General features: G+C 21.3%; 19 protein-coding genes and 3 tRNA genes. 9 read left to right on the top strand and 13 right to left on the bottom strand.

Translation table 11 applies throughout. From position 1 onward, the window contains the following. Positions 1–104 precede the first annotated feature (104 nt). The 8 genes from fliN to fliF all read right to left on the bottom strand — a co-directional run bounded on the left by fliN (position 105) and on the right by fliF (position 8,087). Positions 105–485, bottom strand: coding sequence for a flagellar motor switch protein FliN (gene fliN / locus AB4W51_RS00355; RefSeq protein ID WP_367676643.1), 381 nt, complete (start codon positions 483–485; stop codon positions 105–107). A gap of 7 nt (positions 486–492) precedes the next feature. Further along, a complete protein-coding gene (locus AB4W51_RS00350; RefSeq protein WP_367676642.1) occupies positions 493–1,485 on the bottom strand; it encodes a FliM/FliN family flagellar motor switch protein in 993 nt (330 codons plus the stop codon). A 130-nt stretch (positions 1,486–1,615) separates the two neighbouring features. After that, the gene (locus AB4W51_RS00345; protein ID WP_367676641.1) at positions 1,616–2,812 is read right to left on the bottom strand and encodes a hypothetical protein; all 1,197 of its coding nucleotides are present in this window, start codon (positions 2,810–2,812) and stop codon (positions 1,616–1,618) included. Positions 2,813–2,819: 7 nt separating this feature from the next. Then, positions 2,820–3,260 carry a flagellar export protein FliJ gene (locus AB4W51_RS00340; RefSeq protein WP_367676640.1) on the bottom strand — a complete coding sequence of 147 codons (441 nt, stop codon included), beginning with the start codon at positions 3,258–3,260 and terminating at the stop codon, positions 2,820–2,822. 27 nt (positions 3,261–3,287) lie between these two features. Continuing rightward, a complete protein-coding gene (locus AB4W51_RS00335) occupies positions 3,288–4,691 on the bottom strand; it encodes a FliI/YscN family ATPase (RefSeq protein ID WP_367676639.1) in 1,404 nt (467 codons plus the stop codon). Continuing rightward, positions 4,688–5,404, bottom strand: coding sequence for a FliH/SctL family protein (locus tag AB4W51_RS00330; RefSeq protein WP_367676638.1), 717 nt, complete (start codon positions 5,402–5,404; stop codon positions 4,688–4,690). Before AB4W51_RS00330 ends, AB4W51_RS00335 begins: the two co-directional genes overlap by 4 nt. A gap of 4 nt (positions 5,405–5,408) precedes the next feature. After that, on the bottom strand, positions 5,409–6,395 hold the full coding sequence (locus AB4W51_RS00325; RefSeq protein ID WP_367676637.1) for a FliG C-terminal domain-containing protein: 987 nt from the start codon (positions 6,393–6,395) through the stop codon (positions 5,409–5,411). Positions 6,396–6,398: 3 nt separating this feature from the next. Next, on the bottom strand, positions 6,399–8,087 hold the full coding sequence (gene fliF, locus AB4W51_RS00320) for a flagellar basal-body MS-ring/collar protein FliF (protein ID WP_367676636.1): 1,689 nt from the start codon (positions 8,085–8,087) through the stop codon (positions 6,399–6,401). A 239-nt stretch (positions 8,088–8,326) separates the two neighbouring features. Between fliF and fliE the strand changes: the two genes are divergently transcribed. Further along, on the top strand, positions 8,327–8,641 hold the full coding sequence (gene fliE / locus AB4W51_RS00315) for a flagellar hook-basal body complex protein FliE (RefSeq protein WP_367676635.1): 315 nt from the start codon (positions 8,327–8,329) through the stop codon (positions 8,639–8,641). Between the two features lie 340 nt (positions 8,642–8,981). On the opposite strand, the gene AB4W51_RS00310 is transcribed toward fliE, so the two are convergent. Beyond that, positions 8,982–9,055, bottom strand: a tRNA-Ala gene (locus tag AB4W51_RS00310). A gap of 125 nt (positions 9,056–9,180) precedes the next feature. Next, entirely contained in the window at positions 9,181–10,593 is a 1,413-nt protein-coding gene (gene gltX, locus AB4W51_RS00305) for a glutamate--tRNA ligase (protein WP_367676634.1), read from the bottom strand. Positions 10,594–10,792: 199 nt separating this feature from the next. On the opposite strand from gltX, the gene AB4W51_RS00300 reads away from it, so the two are divergent. Continuing rightward, positions 10,793–10,865 (top strand) — tRNA-Val (locus tag AB4W51_RS00300). A 12-nt stretch (positions 10,866–10,877) separates the two neighbouring features. Then, a tRNA-Lys gene (locus AB4W51_RS00295) sits at positions 10,878–10,950 on the top strand. Between the two features lie 202 nt (positions 10,951–11,152). Here the strand turns inward: AB4W51_RS00295 and ligA are convergent. Continuing rightward, a complete protein-coding gene (ligA, locus tag AB4W51_RS00290; protein WP_367676633.1) occupies positions 11,153–12,919 on the bottom strand; it encodes an NAD-dependent DNA ligase LigA in 1,767 nt (588 codons plus the stop codon). 529 nt (positions 12,920–13,448) lie between these two features. Between ligA and cysK the strand changes: the two genes are divergently transcribed. From cysK to crr, 4 genes are all read left to right on the top strand, one after another. Beyond that, a complete protein-coding gene (gene cysK, locus AB4W51_RS00285) occupies positions 13,449–14,405 on the top strand; it encodes a cysteine synthase A (RefSeq protein WP_367676632.1) in 957 nt (318 codons plus the stop codon). 153 nt (positions 14,406–14,558) lie between these two features. After that, positions 14,559–14,816: an HPr family phosphocarrier protein gene (locus AB4W51_RS00280; protein WP_367676631.1), complete on the top strand. Its 258-nt coding sequence runs from the start codon at positions 14,559–14,561 to the stop codon at positions 14,814–14,816. A gap of 134 nt (positions 14,817–14,950) precedes the next feature. Continuing rightward, entirely contained in the window at positions 14,951–16,672 is a 1,722-nt protein-coding gene (gene ptsI / locus AB4W51_RS00275; RefSeq protein ID WP_367676630.1) for a phosphoenolpyruvate-protein phosphotransferase PtsI, read from the top strand. A gap of 50 nt (positions 16,673–16,722) precedes the next feature. After that, positions 16,723–17,229 carry a PTS glucose transporter subunit IIA gene (gene crr / locus AB4W51_RS00270; protein WP_367676629.1) on the top strand — a complete coding sequence of 169 codons (507 nt, stop codon included), beginning with the start codon at positions 16,723–16,725 and terminating at the stop codon, positions 17,227–17,229. A gap of 185 nt (positions 17,230–17,414) precedes the next feature. Here the strand turns inward: crr and AB4W51_RS00265 are convergent, their stop codons facing one another. After that, complete coding sequence (locus tag AB4W51_RS00265; protein ID WP_367676628.1) at positions 17,415–18,650, bottom strand: tRNA CCA-pyrophosphorylase; 1,236 nt, start codon at positions 18,648–18,650, stop codon at positions 17,415–17,417. A 496-nt stretch (positions 18,651–19,146) separates the two neighbouring features. On the opposite strand from AB4W51_RS00265, the gene ribB reads away from it, so the two are divergent. Further along, positions 19,147–19,782, top strand: coding sequence for a 3,4-dihydroxy-2-butanone-4-phosphate synthase (gene ribB / locus AB4W51_RS00260; RefSeq protein WP_367676627.1), 636 nt, complete (start codon positions 19,147–19,149; stop codon positions 19,780–19,782). Between the two features lie 70 nt (positions 19,783–19,852). On the opposite strand, the gene tsaD is transcribed toward ribB, so the two are convergent. Beyond that, the gene (gene tsaD, locus AB4W51_RS00255; protein ID WP_367676626.1) at positions 19,853–20,878 is read right to left on the bottom strand and encodes a tRNA (adenosine(37)-N6)-threonylcarbamoyltransferase complex transferase subunit TsaD; all 1,026 of its coding nucleotides are present in this window, start codon (positions 20,876–20,878) and stop codon (positions 19,853–19,855) included. A 264-nt stretch (positions 20,879–21,142) separates the two neighbouring features. On the opposite strand from tsaD, the gene rpsU reads away from it, so the two are divergent. Beyond that, positions 21,143–21,358 (top strand): 30S ribosomal protein S21, encoded by a 216-nt coding sequence (gene rpsU / locus AB4W51_RS00250; protein WP_367676625.1) that lies wholly within the window; start codon positions 21,143–21,145, stop codon positions 21,356–21,358. The last annotated feature ends 29 nt before the right edge of the window (positions 21,359–21,387 follow it).

Genomic DNA, 21,387 nt, shown 5'->3' with positions numbered 1-21,387 from the left:
ATATTAAAAAAAAATATATAAAAAAACAATACATATAAAATAAATTTAAAATAAATTATCAATTAATCAAAAAAAAATTTAAAAAAATTAATTCCGTGCAAAAATTAATTATGAACAGTATTAATAAATTCAGATTTTTCTATTATCTTAGTAATTCGAATTCCATATTTATTTTCAATAACGACTATTTCACCCTGAGCAATTAAAAAATTATTCACAAAAATATTTAAAGGTTGATTCAGATCATTTTCTAAAGACAATATAGATCCCACAGATAATTTTAAAAATTCTTTAATCGTAATTTTAATTCTACCTAATTCTACTAATACTTTTACAGGAATTTGTCCAATAAAATCAATATTATATTCAGATAATACATTGTCATGTTTTAAATTAATATCTTTAATTAAAGATTTTTTATCTAATAATTCGATATTATCTTTTAAAATATTATTTTTTTGACTATCCTGATTATCATTTACCATAATTAAATTATCCTTTTATAATACTATTTTCAATATTAGATTGTTTTATATTAATGATAGACAATGCATGTTTACCTTCACATGATCCATATTTTCCAGAAAATAAAAACATATCATCTATATGAGCTATAACTTGATCGGGTTGTGAAATATTAAAAACATCACCAATTTTTAATTTCAAAATATTAGATAAAGGTATCATAAATTCTAAAAATTGAATTTTAATATCTAATTCAATTTTATTTATTATATTTAACAAATCATAATTAATATCACCATTCAAATCATCAGATAATTTTTTGTGATTAAATAATTTATTATTCCAAGTCTGAATTATAGATGATGAAATACAAATATTAAATTTTATATCACTATTATTAGAATTAACAGAAAATTCTGAAAAAAACAAATTATTATTATCTTTACAGCCAACAATATCAGTATTTACATACATATTATCAATAGAACTATATTTTAAATCTATTGAATAAATTTTTTTCCAAGAAAAAACATATGATTGAATAATAATTAAATATATTTTTTTTATCAAATTATATTCATATGATGTAAATTCATTTTTTTTAAGAACAAATGGTGGTAATAAACCTGTATTCCCAAATAACAAATCTATTACAAAAAAAATAAATTGAGAGGAAAAACCAATAAAAGCAATATTATTATTAGAAAAAGATTCTAAAATATTAAATTTAATAGGCATGTTAAAATTTTTTATATAGTCTTGATAAGATATATTTTTTATATTTGTACAACGAAAAATCATATCTTCTATATTAATAAATTTAGATAAATTTTTCTGAAAATGATGCAAAAATAATTGATTTACATCATTTAAAATACTGTTGTATTGTTCTGTATCTATGATATTTTTGTTGAGACAATTTATATTTTCATTAACATCTATAATATTTTTATATTTATCTTTTTGAGTATCCAAAAAAAAATTTTTTAAGTTAATATCGGAAATTATTTTTTTATCCATTCAAAATACCTTAATAATTAAAATAGTTATCAATATATAATTATAAAATACAATAATAATTTATAATATTAAAAATTAATTTAAAAAATTTTATTTTTAATATTATAAATTATATTAATAAAAATTATATTTAAACATAAACATGAATAAAATTATCATTTAAAATACAATTTTTATAACCTTTTAATAATGGTTTGGTTCTATTGCTAGAATATTTGTTATAATTATAATTTTTATTACGATTATAATATTTAATATAATTAGCATTATGATCCTTTTGTAAAAACAAACTATGATCATAAATAGTGATTGAATCTAATATTATACCATTTTTTTTCATTTTTTTTCTTAAATCATGAACAGCAGCATTTAATGCAAAACAAATTCGACTATCTTGAGATATAAAATTTAAAACATTTTTATTGTTACTCATATTCAACTCAATACACAATAATCCCTTGTTTTTTGGATAAAGATATAATTTAACTTGATTCATTTGATTGAATTTTAATATTAATATTTGTTGTGCTATCTTATTTCTTAATTCTTCTATTAATAAAAATTTATTTAAAAACAAATTACTATTTTTTACATTATAAAATGTTTGCAAATTACAATCATTAAGTGAAATATTTTGATATAATTTTTGATTATTATCTAAAATTTTTAAATTATTGATACAAAAGATATTATTAAAATAACTTAATAATGCATTTTGTTGAATCCAACTGATATCAAATAGTGATATCTTTAAAAAATTAAAAAAACAATTTTTATTTGACAAAAAATCATTATTAATCCGTTGGTTATAAAAATTTTTAATATAATTAAAATTAAATGATACACTAAAAAATTTTTTTATAAAATAGTTAAAATTCAATAATATGTTTTTAAAATTTAATTTAATGTTATTTGTGATTTTAGATATTGTATTATTAATATTTTGTTTTTTTATATTAATATTATTCATTGCATTATGAGGAACTGCAAAAATAATAGTATTTTTAAAAATATGTTTTTTTAAAATAGATGAACTAATACATTTATGTTTTGAAAAATTATTTTTAGAAATAATAATATTATTATAAGATTGATGAAAATAATTTAAAAAAAAATTATGAAAAGATGTATTAATAATATTGTCTTTTTTATCTAATTTACGATATATAATCTTTTTAGGAATGCGTTTCACATTATTAAAATGATTTTGTTTTTTAAAAATCAAAAAACTTAATTTTTTTTTAAAAATATTAAAAAATATATTTTTAATAATATGATGATTAATCATCATATTATTAAATAATTCACCACTAACTTTTAATAACATAATAATGTTATACCTTTTTTAAGAACAATAAAGAAGAAAATTCATCATTATATTTTTGTTGATTAGTTTCTTCTTTTAAAATTTTATTTTGATGAATTTTCAATTCTAAATTTTTATAAATATTAATTTTTTCTTGCATACTTTTTAAATCAATTGAAATTAATTCTAATTTTTTATTACATTTTGATAATTGTTCAATTTGTAATTTTATATTATTTTCTAAAAGATTTAAAAAATCTAAATAACATTTTATACTAATACTATTAATACCAGATAAAAGATCCAAATGTAAAGACTTATAATATTCTTTATGGTATTGATCAAGTTGATTAAATTGATTTAAAATACATTTTTTTTTAAAAAAAATATTTTTAAAATGACCCATGATTAATTTTATTTTGAATTGTTCTTTTATCTTTAATAATTTCATTTTTTTAATTGTTAACATAATTTTACCATATAAAAATAAAAATATTTAATTACTTAAATGAACTTCATTAAATAATTTTTCTAATTCCAAACAAGAATCACCATAATTAATACGTTGATGCATATCCTGTTGTAAAAAAGCATCTAATTTAGGTTTAAACAAAATAGCTTTATCAAGTAATTTATTACTACCAGCTACATATGCCCCTATATTAATTAAATCTTCATTTTTATTATATATAGAAATTAATTGCTTTAAAAAAATAACTTGATTATATTGACTATCACTAATCAAATTAGTCATTAATCTACTAATCGAAACAGAAACATCAATAGCAGGATATCTACCACTTTCAGCTAAATTTTTCGATAACACTATATGACCATCTAACACAGATTTAGCAATATCTGAAATAGGATCATTTTCTGTATCTTGTTCTGTTAATATTGTATATATTGCACTAATGGATCCAGAATGGTTATTTGAATTACCAGCTCGTTCGATTAACATTGGTAACTTAGAAAAAACAGAGGATGGATAACCTTTAGTAACTGGTAATTCACCTAAAGATAAAGATACTTCACGTAATGACATAGCATAACGAGTTAAAGAATCAATAATTAATAATACATGTTTTTTTTGTTCTCTAAAATATTCAGCTATTCTAGTTGCATAAATAGTACCTTTAATTCTAGATAATGCAGAAACATCAGCTGGAACTGCAACAATTACTGAACGAGATAAACCTTCCTTTCCTAAAATATTATCGATAAATTCTTTAACTTCTCTTCCTCTTTCACCAATTAAACCTAAAACAATCACATCAGCAGAACTATATTTTGCAATCATGCCTAATAACACACTTTTACCTAATCCTGAACTAGAAAATAACCCTATTCTTTGCCCTACACCAATAGTTAATAACGAGTTTATTGAACGAATTCCTAAATCTAAAATTTTTTTAATAGGTTGACGATCTAAAGGATTAATTAATGGCGTAAACAATGGTCCATAAAATTCTGGTTTAATAGATTCTAATTTATCTAAAGGAACACCTTGACTATCTAGTACTCGACCTAATAAATCATTACCTAATGGTACATTATTAAACTCGAAATTTGAATCCAAACAACTCAAATTAATATTACTAAAAACACGATCTCCATAACTAACACCATCTACAATACCATCTAATGGTATAATGAATATAATATTGTCTTTAAAACCTATTACTTCACATTTCTTATAACACTGGTATTTAGAAGACAAATGTGTTTCAATAATACAAATTGCACCAATAGGTAATATTAATCCACTAACTTCAAATACTATACCATTTAATCCCACTAAAGAACCAGAACAAATCAAATTAGGAATTTTATTTAACTTAGATTCCATTAAATTAATCTTTTTCAACCACCGTTCAATTTGCAAATTTATCACTTTCATTCCTCTAAGAAAGTTATTCGAGATAATGCTTTAAAACGAGACGATAAATTACAATCAAATTCACTACCATCAACTAATGATGAAAATTTACAACCATTTTTATCTATTTCAGAATCAGAAAATATTATCCATCCATAATCATTAAAAATTTTTCCAAACTCTTTTTCAATTAATAATTTGTTATCAGGATGAATATGTAATCGTATTTTTTTAAAACAAAAAATATCTTGATTTAAAAAAAAATTTATTTTGTTCAATATAATATTTTTTTCTATTATTGGAATAGATTCAATAATTTTTTCAGTCACCTTTAATACTAATTGTTCTAAACGAGAAGAAATTAATTCATCTAAAGTATTCATAGATAATTGAAAGTTATGTAAAAATTCTTTGATTGTTATAAAAAATATTTTTTTTTCTTTTTCAAAATTTAAAAATTCTTCTTTTAATTTTAAACCATCTGTCATATTACATTGACCATCAGCATGAGTAACATTTTTTTTACTTGAATCATTTAGCATATTCTGATCAAAATTTTCAGACATTGATACTGTTTTTTCAAGAACTGGGATAAATAATTTATTCTGATTGCTACTATTAATGATATCTAAATCATCATTTGATGAAACTAATTGTTGTTTAATATTTTTAGATTCATTTAATTTATCCGGATACCATTTTTTCCATTTTTTTATAACAGTAGTATGAGACATTTAATTACCCTAATGTATGAAATGATATTTTTCCATCATATAAATATTTTTTAATTAACATCACTATCTCTTTTTTATCTTCTTCTATTAAAACATTTGGAATAGATGTTTTTTTATTAGAAAATTTATAAAATGCATCAGAATCTATTTTAGACATATTTTTTAAAAATTTTTCTTGGAATGACTTATGACAATATTTTAAGACATTAAAAATTTTATTTTGACTTATTTTTTTTATTAAAAATTTTATATGTAAATCATCTAAATCAAGAATATTATCAAATGAAAAACTTTCATAATTAATTTGATGCACAATATCTTTATTAGATATTTTTATTTCATCTAATATTATTTTTCTATTTTTTTCTTTTAATTTCTGTAATAGTTCTGAACTAATTTTGATACCATTAATATTTTTAAATAAATGTGTTTTAGAATCTAATAAATAATCAATAAATCTTAAAAATTCTACCATAACTTTACGATTTAATTTATTTAATTTTGAAATACGAAAAATCACTTCAATTTGTATTTTTTTTTCTAATAAAACTAGTGTTTGAGAAGCAAGATCACGATTAATATATGACAACAAAATAGTAATAATTTGTATATGTTCTTTGTGTATCAAAATTGCTAATTCTTTCGCACTAAAACTATTTAATATAGTTAATTTTTTTTTTCTATTTTGTATAATTAATTCTTCTTCTAAAAAACAATCAGCTGTCTTGTTTTCTAATACTTTTTTTAACATAGATAACAAATATTTTTGAGAATAATTTTCATTTAAAAAATTGTTTGTTTTACAAAAACCATGAAATTCATCTAAAACTAAATTTACATGTTGAGATTCTTTTTCAGTGATTTTTAAAATAGTACTAATTAATAATTGAATTTCTGATGATGTAAAATGTTTCAATACCTGAGATACTTGATCAGAATCCATAGACATTAATAATAAAGCACTTTTTTCTATTCCATTTAAATTTATCATGAATTATTCACCACTCATCCATTTTTTAATCATTATAGCAGTCATATGGGAATTATCTTTGTTTTCATTAATAATATCAGACTGATTTTTTTTAATATCATTAGACAAATGTTTTTTTATCTGATTGTTATTTTTTTTCTCTAAAATAGAATCAAAATTAGATTTTAATTGATTATCTTTTAAATTTTTTTTAGAAAGAAATTTTATATTTTCTTTTTTATATTTTGAAATTTGATATTGATAATAAAAAATAAAAAACAACATAAAAACTATAATACTAACTAAATAAAAAAACAAATTATTCTCAGGTTCTTTAATATATGGAGTTTTGATATATTTAATTAAAACTTTTTTATGTTGAACAAATGGTGCATTTACTAATTTAATTGTATCTTTTCTATCTTTAGAATAACCTATACTTTCATGAATTAAACTATGCATTTTTTTTAATAAATCATGATTTAAAGGAATCATTTTTCCTTTATTATTTTCAAAATAATTTACAATTACAGCTGCTGACAATTGTTTTATATCACCAGTATGTATTTTTATATGAGAAATAATATGATCTAATTCATAATTAATAGTGTTTTCTTTTTTATGATTAGAATCTGAAGGAAATGGGATAAAAAAAGATTGATTTTTATTAATAATATTTTTTTCAATTTTTTTTGCATGATTTAAATGCGATTTTTGTTTATTATGAATAATTTTATTATTTTGATTATTAGAAAAAACCTGTTCTTGTTGAAATTGCTTCATATTTTCTGTTATCGTTTGAGAATTATTCATACTTTGTTCAGAACGAATAGATTTGTTTTTATTATCATAATTTGGATTATATTTATCTTCATGACGATCTACAATATTAAAATTAATCTTAGCTGTCACTTCAGCATGAACATTTCCAAAACCTACCAATGGAGTTAAAATTTTTTCTATTCTTGAACTATAATGATCTTCAATTAATTTAGTATAATTTAACTGCTCATTATTTAAATTACTATAATTATTATTAGAACCAGTTAATAAATGACCTAATTCATCAATAATTGTAACATTATGTGTAGATAATCCAGCAATACTACTAGATACTAAATGAACAATAGCATTAATTTGACCCATATCTAAAATTTTTCCATGGTGCATGCTAACTACAACAGAAGCTGAAGGCTCTTTTTTTTCATAAAGAAACAAGGATTCTTTAGGTAAAGATATATGAACTCTGACATCTTCAATAATATTAATTTTCAAAATACTGCGTGCTAACTCACCTTCTAATGCTCTTTGATAATTAATTTGTTCTGAAAATTGACTACTACCTAATTTATCTTTATCTAAAAGTTCAAAACCAACTCCATTACCTTTAGGCAACCCTTGTTCAGCTAAATGATATCTAATTTCATAGATTTGATCAGAAGGCACCAATAACAATCCAGAATTTTTTGTAAATTGATATGGAATATGCATTTGCTTTAATTGTGTTACAATAGCACCTCCATCAAAACTAGATAAATGATTATATAACAAACGATAAGATTGCGATTTTTTAAAAAAACAAAAATAAACTGAAATCATTAAAAAAATTATTGTCAATATAAAAAAAGTACGAAAAGAACTAAAAAATTGACTAAAAAAACCGTTCATGCCTAATTTATTTACACTAGAATTTTTAACTTGACCAACATTCATGAAATCTCCCTATCGATAACAATAACAATATATTTTAAATTTACTAAGATACTAATTAAAAAATAATATCTATAACCAATTTTTTTAAAAATCATATATTATCAATTTTTATATATTTTACAAAAATGAATTAATATAAAATTTATTTTTTTTTAATATTAAAATAAAGATTTTTTATATATAAATATGTTACTATGCATCTAAATAAAAAAATCAATCAAAACATTAAAGAGGAAATTATGTTAATTGCAGGTCTAAAAATAAACGATAATATAGATAAAATAAATTCACAAAACTCAATTATCAATAATAATTTTACTCTTACTGAACCATCTGTTAAACTTCCTAAATTTAAATTGGAACTAGAAAAAATAATTGATTTTCAAAAAAAAACACAAAACAATGCTGAAAAATTTTTACTAAATCATGAAGGACAATCACTACATAACATTATGTTAGATATAGAAAAGTCATCATTATCAATACAATTAGCTGTACAAATTCGAAACAAACTCCTTTCCGCTTATCAAGATATCATGAATTTACAATTATAAAGTAATCTTTGATATCATTTAAATTCTTGCTGTTATATACTCATTAAATGATTCACTGATATTTCAATATCAGTGAATCATTTATTAATAATTAAATTCATTGATACTAATTATTAAATATGTTTAATTGAAAATATAATACATAAAAATTAATAATCATAAATTTAAAAAAATAATTTAATTATTAATAAATAAATGATGAATAATAAAAAAAATTATAGATTATCTATTTTTGATAAAAATCTATCAATAATAAAATATTGGATTAAAAAATGAGTTTTGAGTAAAAATTTTAAAAAAAAACAAATATATTTTAAAATATTATTATTCTAATAAATTGTGGAGTTGAGCGGATTCGAACCGCTAATCTTTTGCATGCCATGCAAATGCTTTTCCAAAATAAGCTACAACCCCATGATGAAAAATAATATTAAAATATATAAAATATAAATATTTTAATTAAATTAATAAATTATTATTAAAATATTTACACAAAGAATTAATAAATAAACATGTTCATTATCAAAATATGAAATTATTTAAAAATTTAAATCATTAATTTTTAACAAAAAATCTTTAATACGAATTAAAGATCTTTTTTTTCCAATGTAGTATAATACTAAACTTATACTAGGTGTATATATTTTTCCAGAAAGAGCTAACCTTAAAATTGTTGCTGCTTTTTTAAACGATATTTTTAATTGTATTGTACATTCTTTAATAACACCAGATAAATTATTTAAATTCCAATCTACCATTAAAAAAATTTTTTTATACATCATTTTTAAAATCAAGATAGAATATTTATCTAAATATAATTTAATTTGATTTAAATCATAATCAATCTCTTGTACATAAAAATATATAGAATCATCAACAATCTTTTTTAAAGTATTACATCTAGGGCCCATTATAGTTATTAAATCAATCATATTAGGTCCTGAATGAGTATCTATTTTTTCTTTTTCAAAACATTTATGCAATAAATTAATAATATATTCTTTTGGTAAATTATTGATGTAATAATTATTATACCATAACATTTTATCAATATTAAAAATACTAGCTGAATTGTTAATATTATCAAAAGAAAAAAATTCTATCATTTCATTCATAGTAAACAATTCTTGATTACCATAAGACCAGCCTAACCGTACTAAATAATTCAAAATAGATTCAGGTAAAAATCCTAATTCACGAAAATGTATAATATTACTAACATTAACATCTCGTTTAGATAATTTTTTACCTTCATGATTTAAAATCATTGAAACATGAGCATATACAGGTTCTTTTTTTGATAAAGCATTAAAAATATTAATTTGTCTAGGAGTATTACTAACATGGTCTTCTCCTCGAATAACATGTGTAATATCCATATCAACATCATCAATAACTACAACAAAATTATAAGTTGGCATTCCATTACTACGTTGTATTATTAAATCATCTAATTCATTATTATAATGAATAATCTTACCTCTGATCAAATCATTAAAAGTTACTGATCCTGTTAAAGGATTACGAAATCGCACTACATGTTGAAGTTTGTGATTATCTTTATTATTTAAATTTCGACAATGATGATCATATCTAGGTTTTAATCCTTTAGATAATTGTTTTGATCTTAATCTATCTAATCTATTCACAGAACAATAACATCGATATGCTAATTTTTCATGCAACATAAAATCAATTACTTTTTGATAACGAATTAAACGTTGACTTTGAAAATAAGGACCTTCGTCCCAATTTAAACCTAACCATTTTAAACCATCAATAATTGATTTTACTGATTTTAAATTTGATCGTTCTAAATCAGTATCTTCTATACGTAATACAAAACTACCTTTATTTTTTTTAGCAAATAACCAAGCATATAAAGCAGTACGTACACTTCCAATATGTAAATTACCAGTAGGACTAGGTGAAAAACGAGTTTTAATTTTCATATGTATTCAAATTAACGAATATAATTAATATAGTATAATTATAATAAATAAATTAAAAATAAATAACTATTTGATTTTTTTTTAAAAAAAATATAGAATGAATTTTAAAATTATTTAAAAATAGAAAAATTAAAAAAATAAAATAATATACCGAGTTAAATTTAAATAATATTTTATATTTTTAATTTCAAAAATATTTAGGTGATTAGCTCAGTTGGCAGAGCGCCTCCTTTACACGGAGGATGTCGGCGGTTCAAATCCGTCATCACCTATAAAAATCATATGGGTTGTTAGCTCAGTTGGTAGAGCAGTTGACTTTTAATCAATTGGTCGCAGGTTCAAATCCTGCACAACCCATAAAAACAAATTATTATAAAAATAAAATTTAAATTTTTAGCTATAGTAAGTCAATCAAAAATAATTAAATAAATAAAATCAATAGATAATTAAAAATTTTTAAAATCATTTTTGAAATAAAACATTAAGATCGTTGTTTTTTTATAAAAGAAAAAATTAAAATATTTTTAATTACAATAAAAACATTAAAATTTATATTTTATTAAAAATTATCTTCATAAATTAAATAAATTCTTTTTAATTTATCAAGTAAAATTATATTATTTTTTTCTTGCATAAAACTAAATATATTTACAGCTAATTTATTACCTATAGTATTTACAGACATTAAATCTTTTATATTAGCATTCATAATATTATCAATATTTTTAAAATAATATGATAATTTTTTAGCTATACTTTCACCAATATCCTGTATACCCAATCCATATAACAATCTATATAAAGTTGTTTTTTTAGAATGCTCAATAGCATTCAAAATTTTTGAAATTGATTTATTACCTAATCTAGATAAATTCAAAAAATTATTTTTCTTTAAAAAAAATATATCAACAGGATTATTAATATGATTTTTATCAACTAATTGATTTATAATAAATGAACCCAATCCTTTTATATATAATGCTTTTTTAGAAAAAAAATGAACTATTTTTTTCTTCCTTTGTGCTATGCATGAAAAACCTGCAATGCAACGAATCACTTTTGTTTCAGTTTCTGTTAACAATGAAAAACAAATAGGACAATGAATAGGAAATGAAACAAATTTCAATTGATTTTTTTTCCGATTTGATAAATCTACAGATAATATTTTTGGAATTACATCCCCAGATCGAGTAATAGTAACAATATCTCCAATACAAACACCAAGTTTATACATTTCATTTTTATTATATAATGAAACTTTTTTTATAATGACCCCAGATAAAAAAACAGGAATTAATTCAGCTACCGGAGTAATTATACCAGTTCGTCCCACTTGAAATTGAATATTTAATATTTTTGTTATATTTTTTTTTGAAATAAACTTACATGCTATAGCCCAACGTGGAGCACGGGCATTATTCCCTAATTGATTTTGTAAAATAATAGAATCCAATTTAATAACTATACCATCAATATCAAAATTAAATAACAAACGATTTTTTTTCACATAATTGTAATATGACAAAATTTCTTCATAATTAAAACACAATGTTACATCATTCGGTACTGGTAAACCCCATTCTTTAAAATGCTTAAAAATATTAAAATGACTATTAAATTTAATTATATTACTTTTATATATACCTAAACCATGACAAAAAAACATTAAATTTCTTTCTTTGGTAATATTTTTATTTATATGTCTTAAAGAACCAGCTGCTGCGTTTCTAGGGTTAGCAAAAACTTTACCACCAGAATTTTTAGAAATTTCATTTAAATTCAAAAAATCTTGATGTGACATAATTACTTCACCACGTACTTCTAATAATTCTGGTATATTATTACCATTCAAAACCATAGGGATAGACTTAATCGTTTTAATATTATCAGTTACGTTTTCTCCAATTAAACCATTACCTCTTGTTCCTGCTTTTAATAATAAACCATTTTTGTATATTAAATTAACAGCTATACCATCTAATTTTAATTCACAACAAAAAGAAATTTCTTGTTGTGAATTAAAATTAGATCTAATTTTTTTTTCAAAATGAATATATTGACTAATATCATTAATGTTATTTAATGATAACATAGGCGAAAAATGTTTTATAGTTCCTAAATCAATTAATAAATCAGATCCAATAATTTGACTAGGAGAATCATGATCTATGAGAGTTGATTTTTTTTTTTCTAATAATTGTAATTTTTGTACTAATAAATCATATTCATAGTCAGAAATTTTTGGATTATCTAATGTATAATATAAATAATTATGATAAAAAATTTTTTTCTTTAATTTATCTATATTTTTTTTTGTATTATTCATAAATTTTAAATGACAATATTTTTATAACTATTGTATATATTATTATTTTTTATGTATACAAAATAATAATATATACAATAGTTATAAAAATATTGTCATTTAAAATTTATGAATAATACAAAAAATATTAATTAATATAAAAATAGCTTATCAATATAAAATTAGTCAAATATGAAAATTAAAACTAAAATTAATTTTAAAAAAAAATATAATAGAAAAATAAAAATATATATTTTAAAAAATTATATAAAAATTATATAATTAATATTTATATATTATTATTAGAATATTGTTCTAAAATAATATATAAAAAATAATATACATGAATATAATAAATGTATAAATAAAAACTTATGTGTAAAATAATTAATTCAGACATTCATTTGTATATAAAAATGTTTTATTAAAAATTAATAAATAAGCAATTACATTTTAATATCTATTATTTTAAAAAAAGAGAATTATTAAAAAGAATAAATTAATAAAAACTAAATATAAATAAATATAATTAAATAAAAATGGAAATCTAATGAATCAAATTTATCCAGATAACTCTTTAACGATTGGTAATACACCATTAGTACGTCTTAATAAAATTGGACATGGAAATATTTTTGTAAAAATAGAATCTCAAAATCCTAGTTTTAGCGTAAAATGTCGAATTGGAGCAAATATGGTATGGAATGCAGAAAAAAATGGATTGTTAAAAGAAAATATGGAAATTATTGAAGCTACTAGTGGCAATACTGGTATTGCTTTAGCATTTGTAGCAGCTGCCAGAAATTATAAAATTACTCTTGCAATGCCTGAAAATATGTCAACAGAAAGAAAAAAATTACTACTAGCATTAGGAGCTAAATTAGAATTAACAGATAGCAACCAAGGAATGAAAGGAGCAATAGAAATAGCTAAAAAAATTGCATCAACAAATACTAAAAAATATATTTTATTAGAACAATTTAACAATCCATCCAATCCAGAAATACATGAAAAAACTACTGGTCCAGAAATATGGAAAGATACCAACGGAGAATTTGATATTTTTGTTTCTGCTGTTGGAACTGGAGGTACATTTACAGGTGTAACAAGATATTTAAAAAAAAATAAAAAAAAAATAGAATTAATCAGTATAGTAGTAGAACCTAGTGAATCACCAGTCATTACACAAAAATTATCAGGGAAAACACTTACTCCTGGACCTCATCAAATACAAGGTATTGGAGCTGGATTTATTCCTAAAAATTTAGATTTAACATTAATTGATAAAGTAATTTGTATTTCTAGTGAAAAAGCAATTGCTACTGCAAAACAAATAATAAAAGAAGAAGGTATTTTAGTTGGTATTTCTTCTGGAGCTGCTGTTGCTGCTGCAATAAAATTACAAAATCAAAATGAAAAATTTATGAATAAAAAAATTGTTGTGATTCTTCCTTCTTCTGGAGAACGATATTTAAGTACAAATTTATTTTCAGAAATACAAATATAAAAAAATAATTAATATATATAAATATTGTAGACTGAAAAAAAATGTATATAATTTTAAAAAAATATTTTACTTCATTTTATTATTTTAAATTAATTTTAATAAATTTATTAAGTATTAATAAATTTTAAATATATGAATATAAAAGGATAAATAATGTTTCAAAAAACTATAACAATATTATCACCCCATGGACTACATATCCGTCCTGCTGCGCAATTTGTAAAAGAAGCTAAAAATTTTCATTCCGAAATTAATATAGAAGCTAATGGAAAGACTGTGAATGCAAAAAGTTTATTTAAACTACAAACATTAGGATTAACACAAGGAAGTCAAATTATTTTATCTGCAGAAGGCAAAGATGAAAAAATAGCTGTAGAACATTTAGAAAAATTATTATCAATATTAAAATAATTATTTTAATAAATATTATTTAAAAAATTACTAAAAAAAGTAATTTATTTTTTTTATAAAAATTAATATAGTATTTTACTAATGAAATAATTTTCATTTTTTAATTAATTATTGTTATATTTTAAGGTAATGTTATGATTTCAGGGATTTTAGCATCACCAGGTATTGCATTTGGAAAAGTTTTATTGTTTATCAAACCAAAAATTATTATTAATAAAAATCAAATTTCTTATGAATCCATTGATCAAGAAATCAAAAAATTTTTAAGAGCTAAAAAAATAACAATAAAACAACTAGAAACCATCAAACAAACAACAGAAAAAAAACTAGGAAAAGAAAAATCAGATATATTTGAAGGATATATTCTTTTAATTGAAGATACAGAATTTGAACAAGACATTATACAGTTAATAAAAAAACAAAAAAAAACAGCGGACGCTGCCATTCATATTGTTATTGAAAGACAAGCTCAAATTATTGAAAATTTAAATGATGAATATTTAAAAAATCGTGCAACAGATATTCGTGACTTAGGAAATCAATTACTTAAAAATATTTTTAATATAAATAATATCATGATTGATAAAATTAACAAAAATGTAATTTTAATTGCTCAAGATTTAACACCTTCAGAAACAATACAAATAAACTTAAAATACATACTAGGATTCATCACAGATTTAGGAGGTAAAACATCTCATACATCAATTATGGCTCGTTCCTTAGAAATTCCTGCTATAGTAGGCACTGGTAACATTACCAGTCAAGTTAAAAATGGTGACTTTGTAATAATTGATGCTATTAATAATAAAATATTCATTAACCCGTCCAAAGAAGAAATTCTAAATAGTGAAAAATTTAAAAAAAAATATTTACAAGAAAAAAATGAATTAAAAAAAATAAAATTTTTACCAGCTATTAGTTTAGATGGACATAAAATAGAAATTAGTTCTAATATCGGAGATATTCGTGATATTGTGAATGCTAAAAAATACGGATCAGAATCTATTGGTTTATATAGAACTGAATTTTTATTTATGGAACGTGATAAACTACCTGACGAAGAAGAACAATTTATAGCTTATAAAAATATTGCTAAAGCAATGAAAAATAAATCAGTCATAATTCGTACTATGGATATTGGAGGAGATAAAAATTTACCATATATGAATCTTCCTAAAGAAGAAAATCCATTTTTAGGATGGAGAGCGATTAGAATATTAATGGACAGAAAGGAAATTTTGTATACACAATTAAAAGCTATTCTTAGAGCTTCATTTTTTGGTAAATTAAAAATACTTTTCCCTATGATTATTTCAGTAGAAGAAATTCAAATTCTAAAAAAAGAATTAAATATAATAAAACAACAATTATATGAAGAAAATATATTATTTGACGAAAAAATAGAAATCGGAATAATGATTGAAACTCCTGCTTCTGCTATCATTTCTAATTATTTAGCTAAAGAAGTTGATTTTTTTAGTATAGGAACAAATGATTTAACACAATACACTCTAGCAGTTGATAGAGGGAATAAATTAATTTCAAATTTATATGATCCAATGAGCCCATCTGTTTTAAAATTAATTAAACAAGTTATTGATGCTTCACATAATGAAGGAAAATGGACTGGAATGTGTGGAGAATTAGCAGGAGATCCTCACGCTACAATGATTTTATTTGGAATGGGATTAGATGAGTTTAGTATGAGTCCTTCTTCTATACCTATTGTAAAAAAAATAATTCGTAATAGCCGATATTCCTCTGCTATTGAATTAGCAAATAAAGTATTATCTTTATCTACTTCAAAAGATATTATTAATTTAATCCATCAATTTAATGCAAATTATATTTAACAATTTTATTGATATAATAACTCTACAAAATTATTACCAGGAGCAAAAAAATGGGCATATTTTCTAATTTATTTGGTAAAAAAAAAAACAATACCTTTAAGCAATTAGAAATTATATCTCCAATATCAGGTTATATTGTAGATCTTGAAACAGTTCCAGATCCTGTTTTTTCAGAAAAAATTGCTGGAGATGGAATAGCTATCAAACCATCTGGTGATCAAATTTTAGCACCCATAAATGGAACTATCGGAAAAATTTTTAAAACTAAACATGCATTTTCTATAGAATCTGAAAATAGTGATCTTGAAATGTTTGTGCATTTCGGAATTGATACAATCAAATTAAAAGGTGAAGGATTTACTCAAATTGCAGAAGAAGGACAAAAAGTAAAAAAAGGAGATTTAATACTAAAATACAATCTATCATTTTTAGAAAAAAATGCAAAATCAACTATTACACCTGTAATTATTTCAAATATGGATGAAATTATAGAATTAAAAAAAGTGAAAGGAAAAGTTATTGCTGGCATAACTATTATAATGTATGTAAAAAAATAATAGAGTTTTAAGCAGTTAAACGAATTATATAATATCATTTAACTGCTTGAATTAATTTAATTTATTAAATGTGTATAAACAATCAACAATAAATAATGATTAGGACTAAAATTAAATAAAATTTTTTATTAAAAAAATTTAATTAATATATTTTTATGTTCAAAAATGATAAAAAATATTTTTTATCATTTTAATAAAAACTGTTTTCTCCATAAATTTAATTTTATAGATCTTAAACGAATTAATTCGTTTCTTATTTGAATGCCTTTTAATCCTAAATGTAAAATTGATTTAGCAGATATAGTTGATGTAATAGAATATGCAATAGTTAAAAAATCTCCTGGTAATATATTTTTAGATCTATTATTCACATTTAATTTGCAATATGAATTTATCAATACAGATAATTTTTTAATTCTAATCGGTTTTCTCCATGAGTCAATTTTACTTAAAAATAATACAATATCATAAGAATTAAAATATATAATATTTATCATAAAAGAATGATATTTAATAATTAATAATACTAAATCTCGAATATAAATAGGGATATTAAAACGTTTAAAAAATTTTTTAATTAATAAAATATAATTATAAATATATAAATTCTTATTTTCATCAAACAAATTTATAACATTATTTTTAAAATATATACATTGAAACAAACAGGAAAATCTTACATCTAAATCTGTTGTTTTTTTTGATACTAAAGATACATGTTTAAACAAATCAATATTTAGTACAATAATATCAGATAAAAAATGAAACATTCCAACATTAAATAATTGATTAATTTCTGGAAATATAATCATTAAAGCATTACATGCATATAATACCTGAAAATATACATGAGGATTATTAGTTATTAATGCTTTTTCTGTTTCCTTCCAAATTCTATTTGACTGTAAAAATAATAATTCTCTTTTTTTTACTATTGATTCCATTAGCAATAACGTTTCTTCTGCAATAGAAAAACCTAGATGAGATAAAGTAGCAGCAAAACGAGCCACTCTTAAAACTCGTAAAGGATCATCTACAAAAGCAGGTGATACATGTCTTAAAATTCTATTTTTTAAATCCAATCTACCAAAATATGGATCTATGAAATCACCAAACATATTTTTAGCAATAGCATTTATAGTTAAATCTCTTCGCATTAAATCATCATATAACGTTACTTCTGGAGAAAAATTTGTTTTAAATCCGTAATATCCTTTACCTGATTTATATTCAGTTCTGGCCAAAGCATATTCTTCATGACTGACTGGATGTAAAAAAACCGGAAATTCTTTTCCTACTTGTTGAAAATTAAGTTTTAATAATATCTCTATAGTAGCTCCAACAACAACCCAGTCCTTATCTTTTATAGGTAAATTTAATAAACTATCCCGAACAGCTCCACCAACTAAATATATTTCCATAAAATATTATTCCTATTTGAATATATTTTCATTAAAAATATAAATATAACTATTAAAAATAAAAAAATAAAATTATATCAATTTTTAATCATTTAATTAATATTATCATTGATCAAAACATTTTATAAAAATAAACTAATTAAAATTAGTATTCAAAAATAAATCAAAAAGAATTATAGAATAAATATAAAAATATAAAAAAATAACATATCATATCAAATAATATATTATATGTATTGAATCATATAATATTAAATATTATTATATATCATATTATGATATATACTTTTTTAATTTTTTAAAATAATCAATAATTTTAATTAATAAATAATTTTTTGAATTAATAAAATAAAAAATAATTTATATTGTAATCAAAATGAAATTTTTATATTAAAATATATCTATCAATGAAAAATATAACTAAAAATAAATTTAAAAATATTATATGATTAATATTACATACCATGAGTAATAAAAATAACAATTTAGGAATATCATGAAGAAAAATATTTTATCTAAATTTGGAAATTCTAATCAAAGAATAACAAATGCTATTAAAGCGTTCAAACAAGGACAAGGAATAATACTATTAGACGATGAAAATCGTGAAAATGAAGGTGATTTAATTTTTCCAGCAGAAACTATGACAATAGAACAAATGGCTTTCACTATTAGACATGGCAGTGGAATTGTTTGTTTATGTATTACAGAATCACGTAGAAAACAATTAGAATTGTCTATGATGGTTAAAAAAAATACCAGTAAATATACTACTCCTTTTACTATTACTATTGAAGCATCAAAAGGAATATCAACTGGAGTATCTGCTTCAGATAGAATAACAACCATTAAAACTGCCATAGCAGAACAAGCAAAACCTAGTGATCTTAATCAACCTGGGCATGTTTTTCCATTATGCGCTCATTCAGAAGGTATTTTAGCTAGATCTGGTCATACTGAAGCCACAATTGAACTAACAAAATTAGCAGGATTTCAACCAACAGGTGTTTTATGCGAATTAACCAACCAAGACGGTTCTATGGCACGTATTAATGAAGTAGTTCAATTTGCAAAAATACATAATATGTGTGTATTAACAATAAAAGATTTAATTCAATATTTATATAATTAAAATATTTAACTAATTATATATTTCATAGAATTTAAATAAAATTATTATTTATATAAAAATATCAAAACAATTATTTTTTTTTTAAAAAACTCAAATCCGACAATAACCATTTTGGAAAAACATGAATATTTAAATTAGAATAATGTTCTCCAGATTTAAACCTTAATAATCCAGCATATGCTATCATAGCACCATTGTCAGTACAAAATTCTAATTTTGGATAATAAAAATTTCCATTGAGTTTTGACATTAAATTTTTTAATTTTTTTTTAATTCTATCATTAGCACTAACACCTCCAGCTATAATTAAATTGTTTACATTAATCATTTTTAACGCCCGATGACATTTAATAGTTAAAGTATCAGATACTGCTTCTTCAAAAGCTAAAGCAATATCCGCTTTAGTTTGAAAATCTTTATCATTATTATTAATAGTTTTTTCTGTAAATGTACGCAAGCCAGAAAAACTAAAATTTAAACCTGGAGATTTAATCATAGGACGAGGAAAATAAAATCTATTGATATTGCCTTTTTTAGCTAAATTAGAAATTTCAGGTCCTCCAGGATATTTTAATCCTAATGACTTGGCTACTTTATCGAATGTATTACCTACAGAAGAATCTAAAGACATTCCTAATAAATTATATTCTCCTAGTTTTTTAGCATAAACTAATTGAGTATTACCACCGGAAATCAATAAAGCTAAAAATGGAAAATTTAAAATAGGATTATTTAACATTGGAGATAACAAATGTCCTTCCATATGATGTATTGGAATTGTTGGTATATTTAAAGAAAAAGCCAATGCTGTTCCAACAGTAGCTCCTACTAATAATGAACCAATTAATCCAGGACCAGCAGTATATGCAATAGCATGGATTGAACTTAAACAACAATTTGATTGTTTTAAAGCATCTTTTATTAAACAAGCAATATTGTTAGCATGATATCTAGCAGCTAGTTCTGGAACTACCCCTCCATAATTATTATGAATATAATCTTGATTATATACACTATTTATCAAAATCCCAGATCGAAAATCATATATCGCAATTCCTGTATCATCACAAGAAGTTTCTATACCTAATATACGCATGTAAATGTCCTATAATTTTTATATTTCTAATTTTATATTGATGAAATACATAATTAGAAATATTTAAAAAGTCAAATCTCAAAAATATAAAAAAAATAAAATAAATTAATTTAAATTAAATCATTAAAAATTAAAAATATTTTTAAAATAAAGAATAATATAGATTTGTTAATTAATATTTTTATTTTTTAAAATATAATGTATATTATTACTTTAAAATTAATAAAATATAAATATTAATATAAATATTTTAAAGGTTTAATTATGCCCATAATTAAAATTCGTGAAAATGAACCATTTGATGTAGCATTAAGAAGATTTAAAAGATCTTGTGAAAAAGCAGGGATCTTATCAGAAATTAGAAGACGTGAATTTTATGAAAAACCAACAACAAAAAGAAAAAGAGCAAAAGCATCAGCTGTTAAACGTCTAACTAAAAAATTATTTAGAGAAAATGCTAAACATATGCGAATGTACTAATAATATATATAACTTATAATTTTATCATA

This window comes from Buchnera aphidicola (Eriosoma grossulariae) (assembly GCF_964059045.1).
GTDB lineage: Bacteria > Pseudomonadota > Gammaproteobacteria > Enterobacterales > Enterobacteriaceae > Buchnera_D > Buchnera_D aphidicola_A.
Note: the sequence above shows the minus strand (reverse complement) of the source record. Positions and strands in the feature narration are given on the sequence as shown.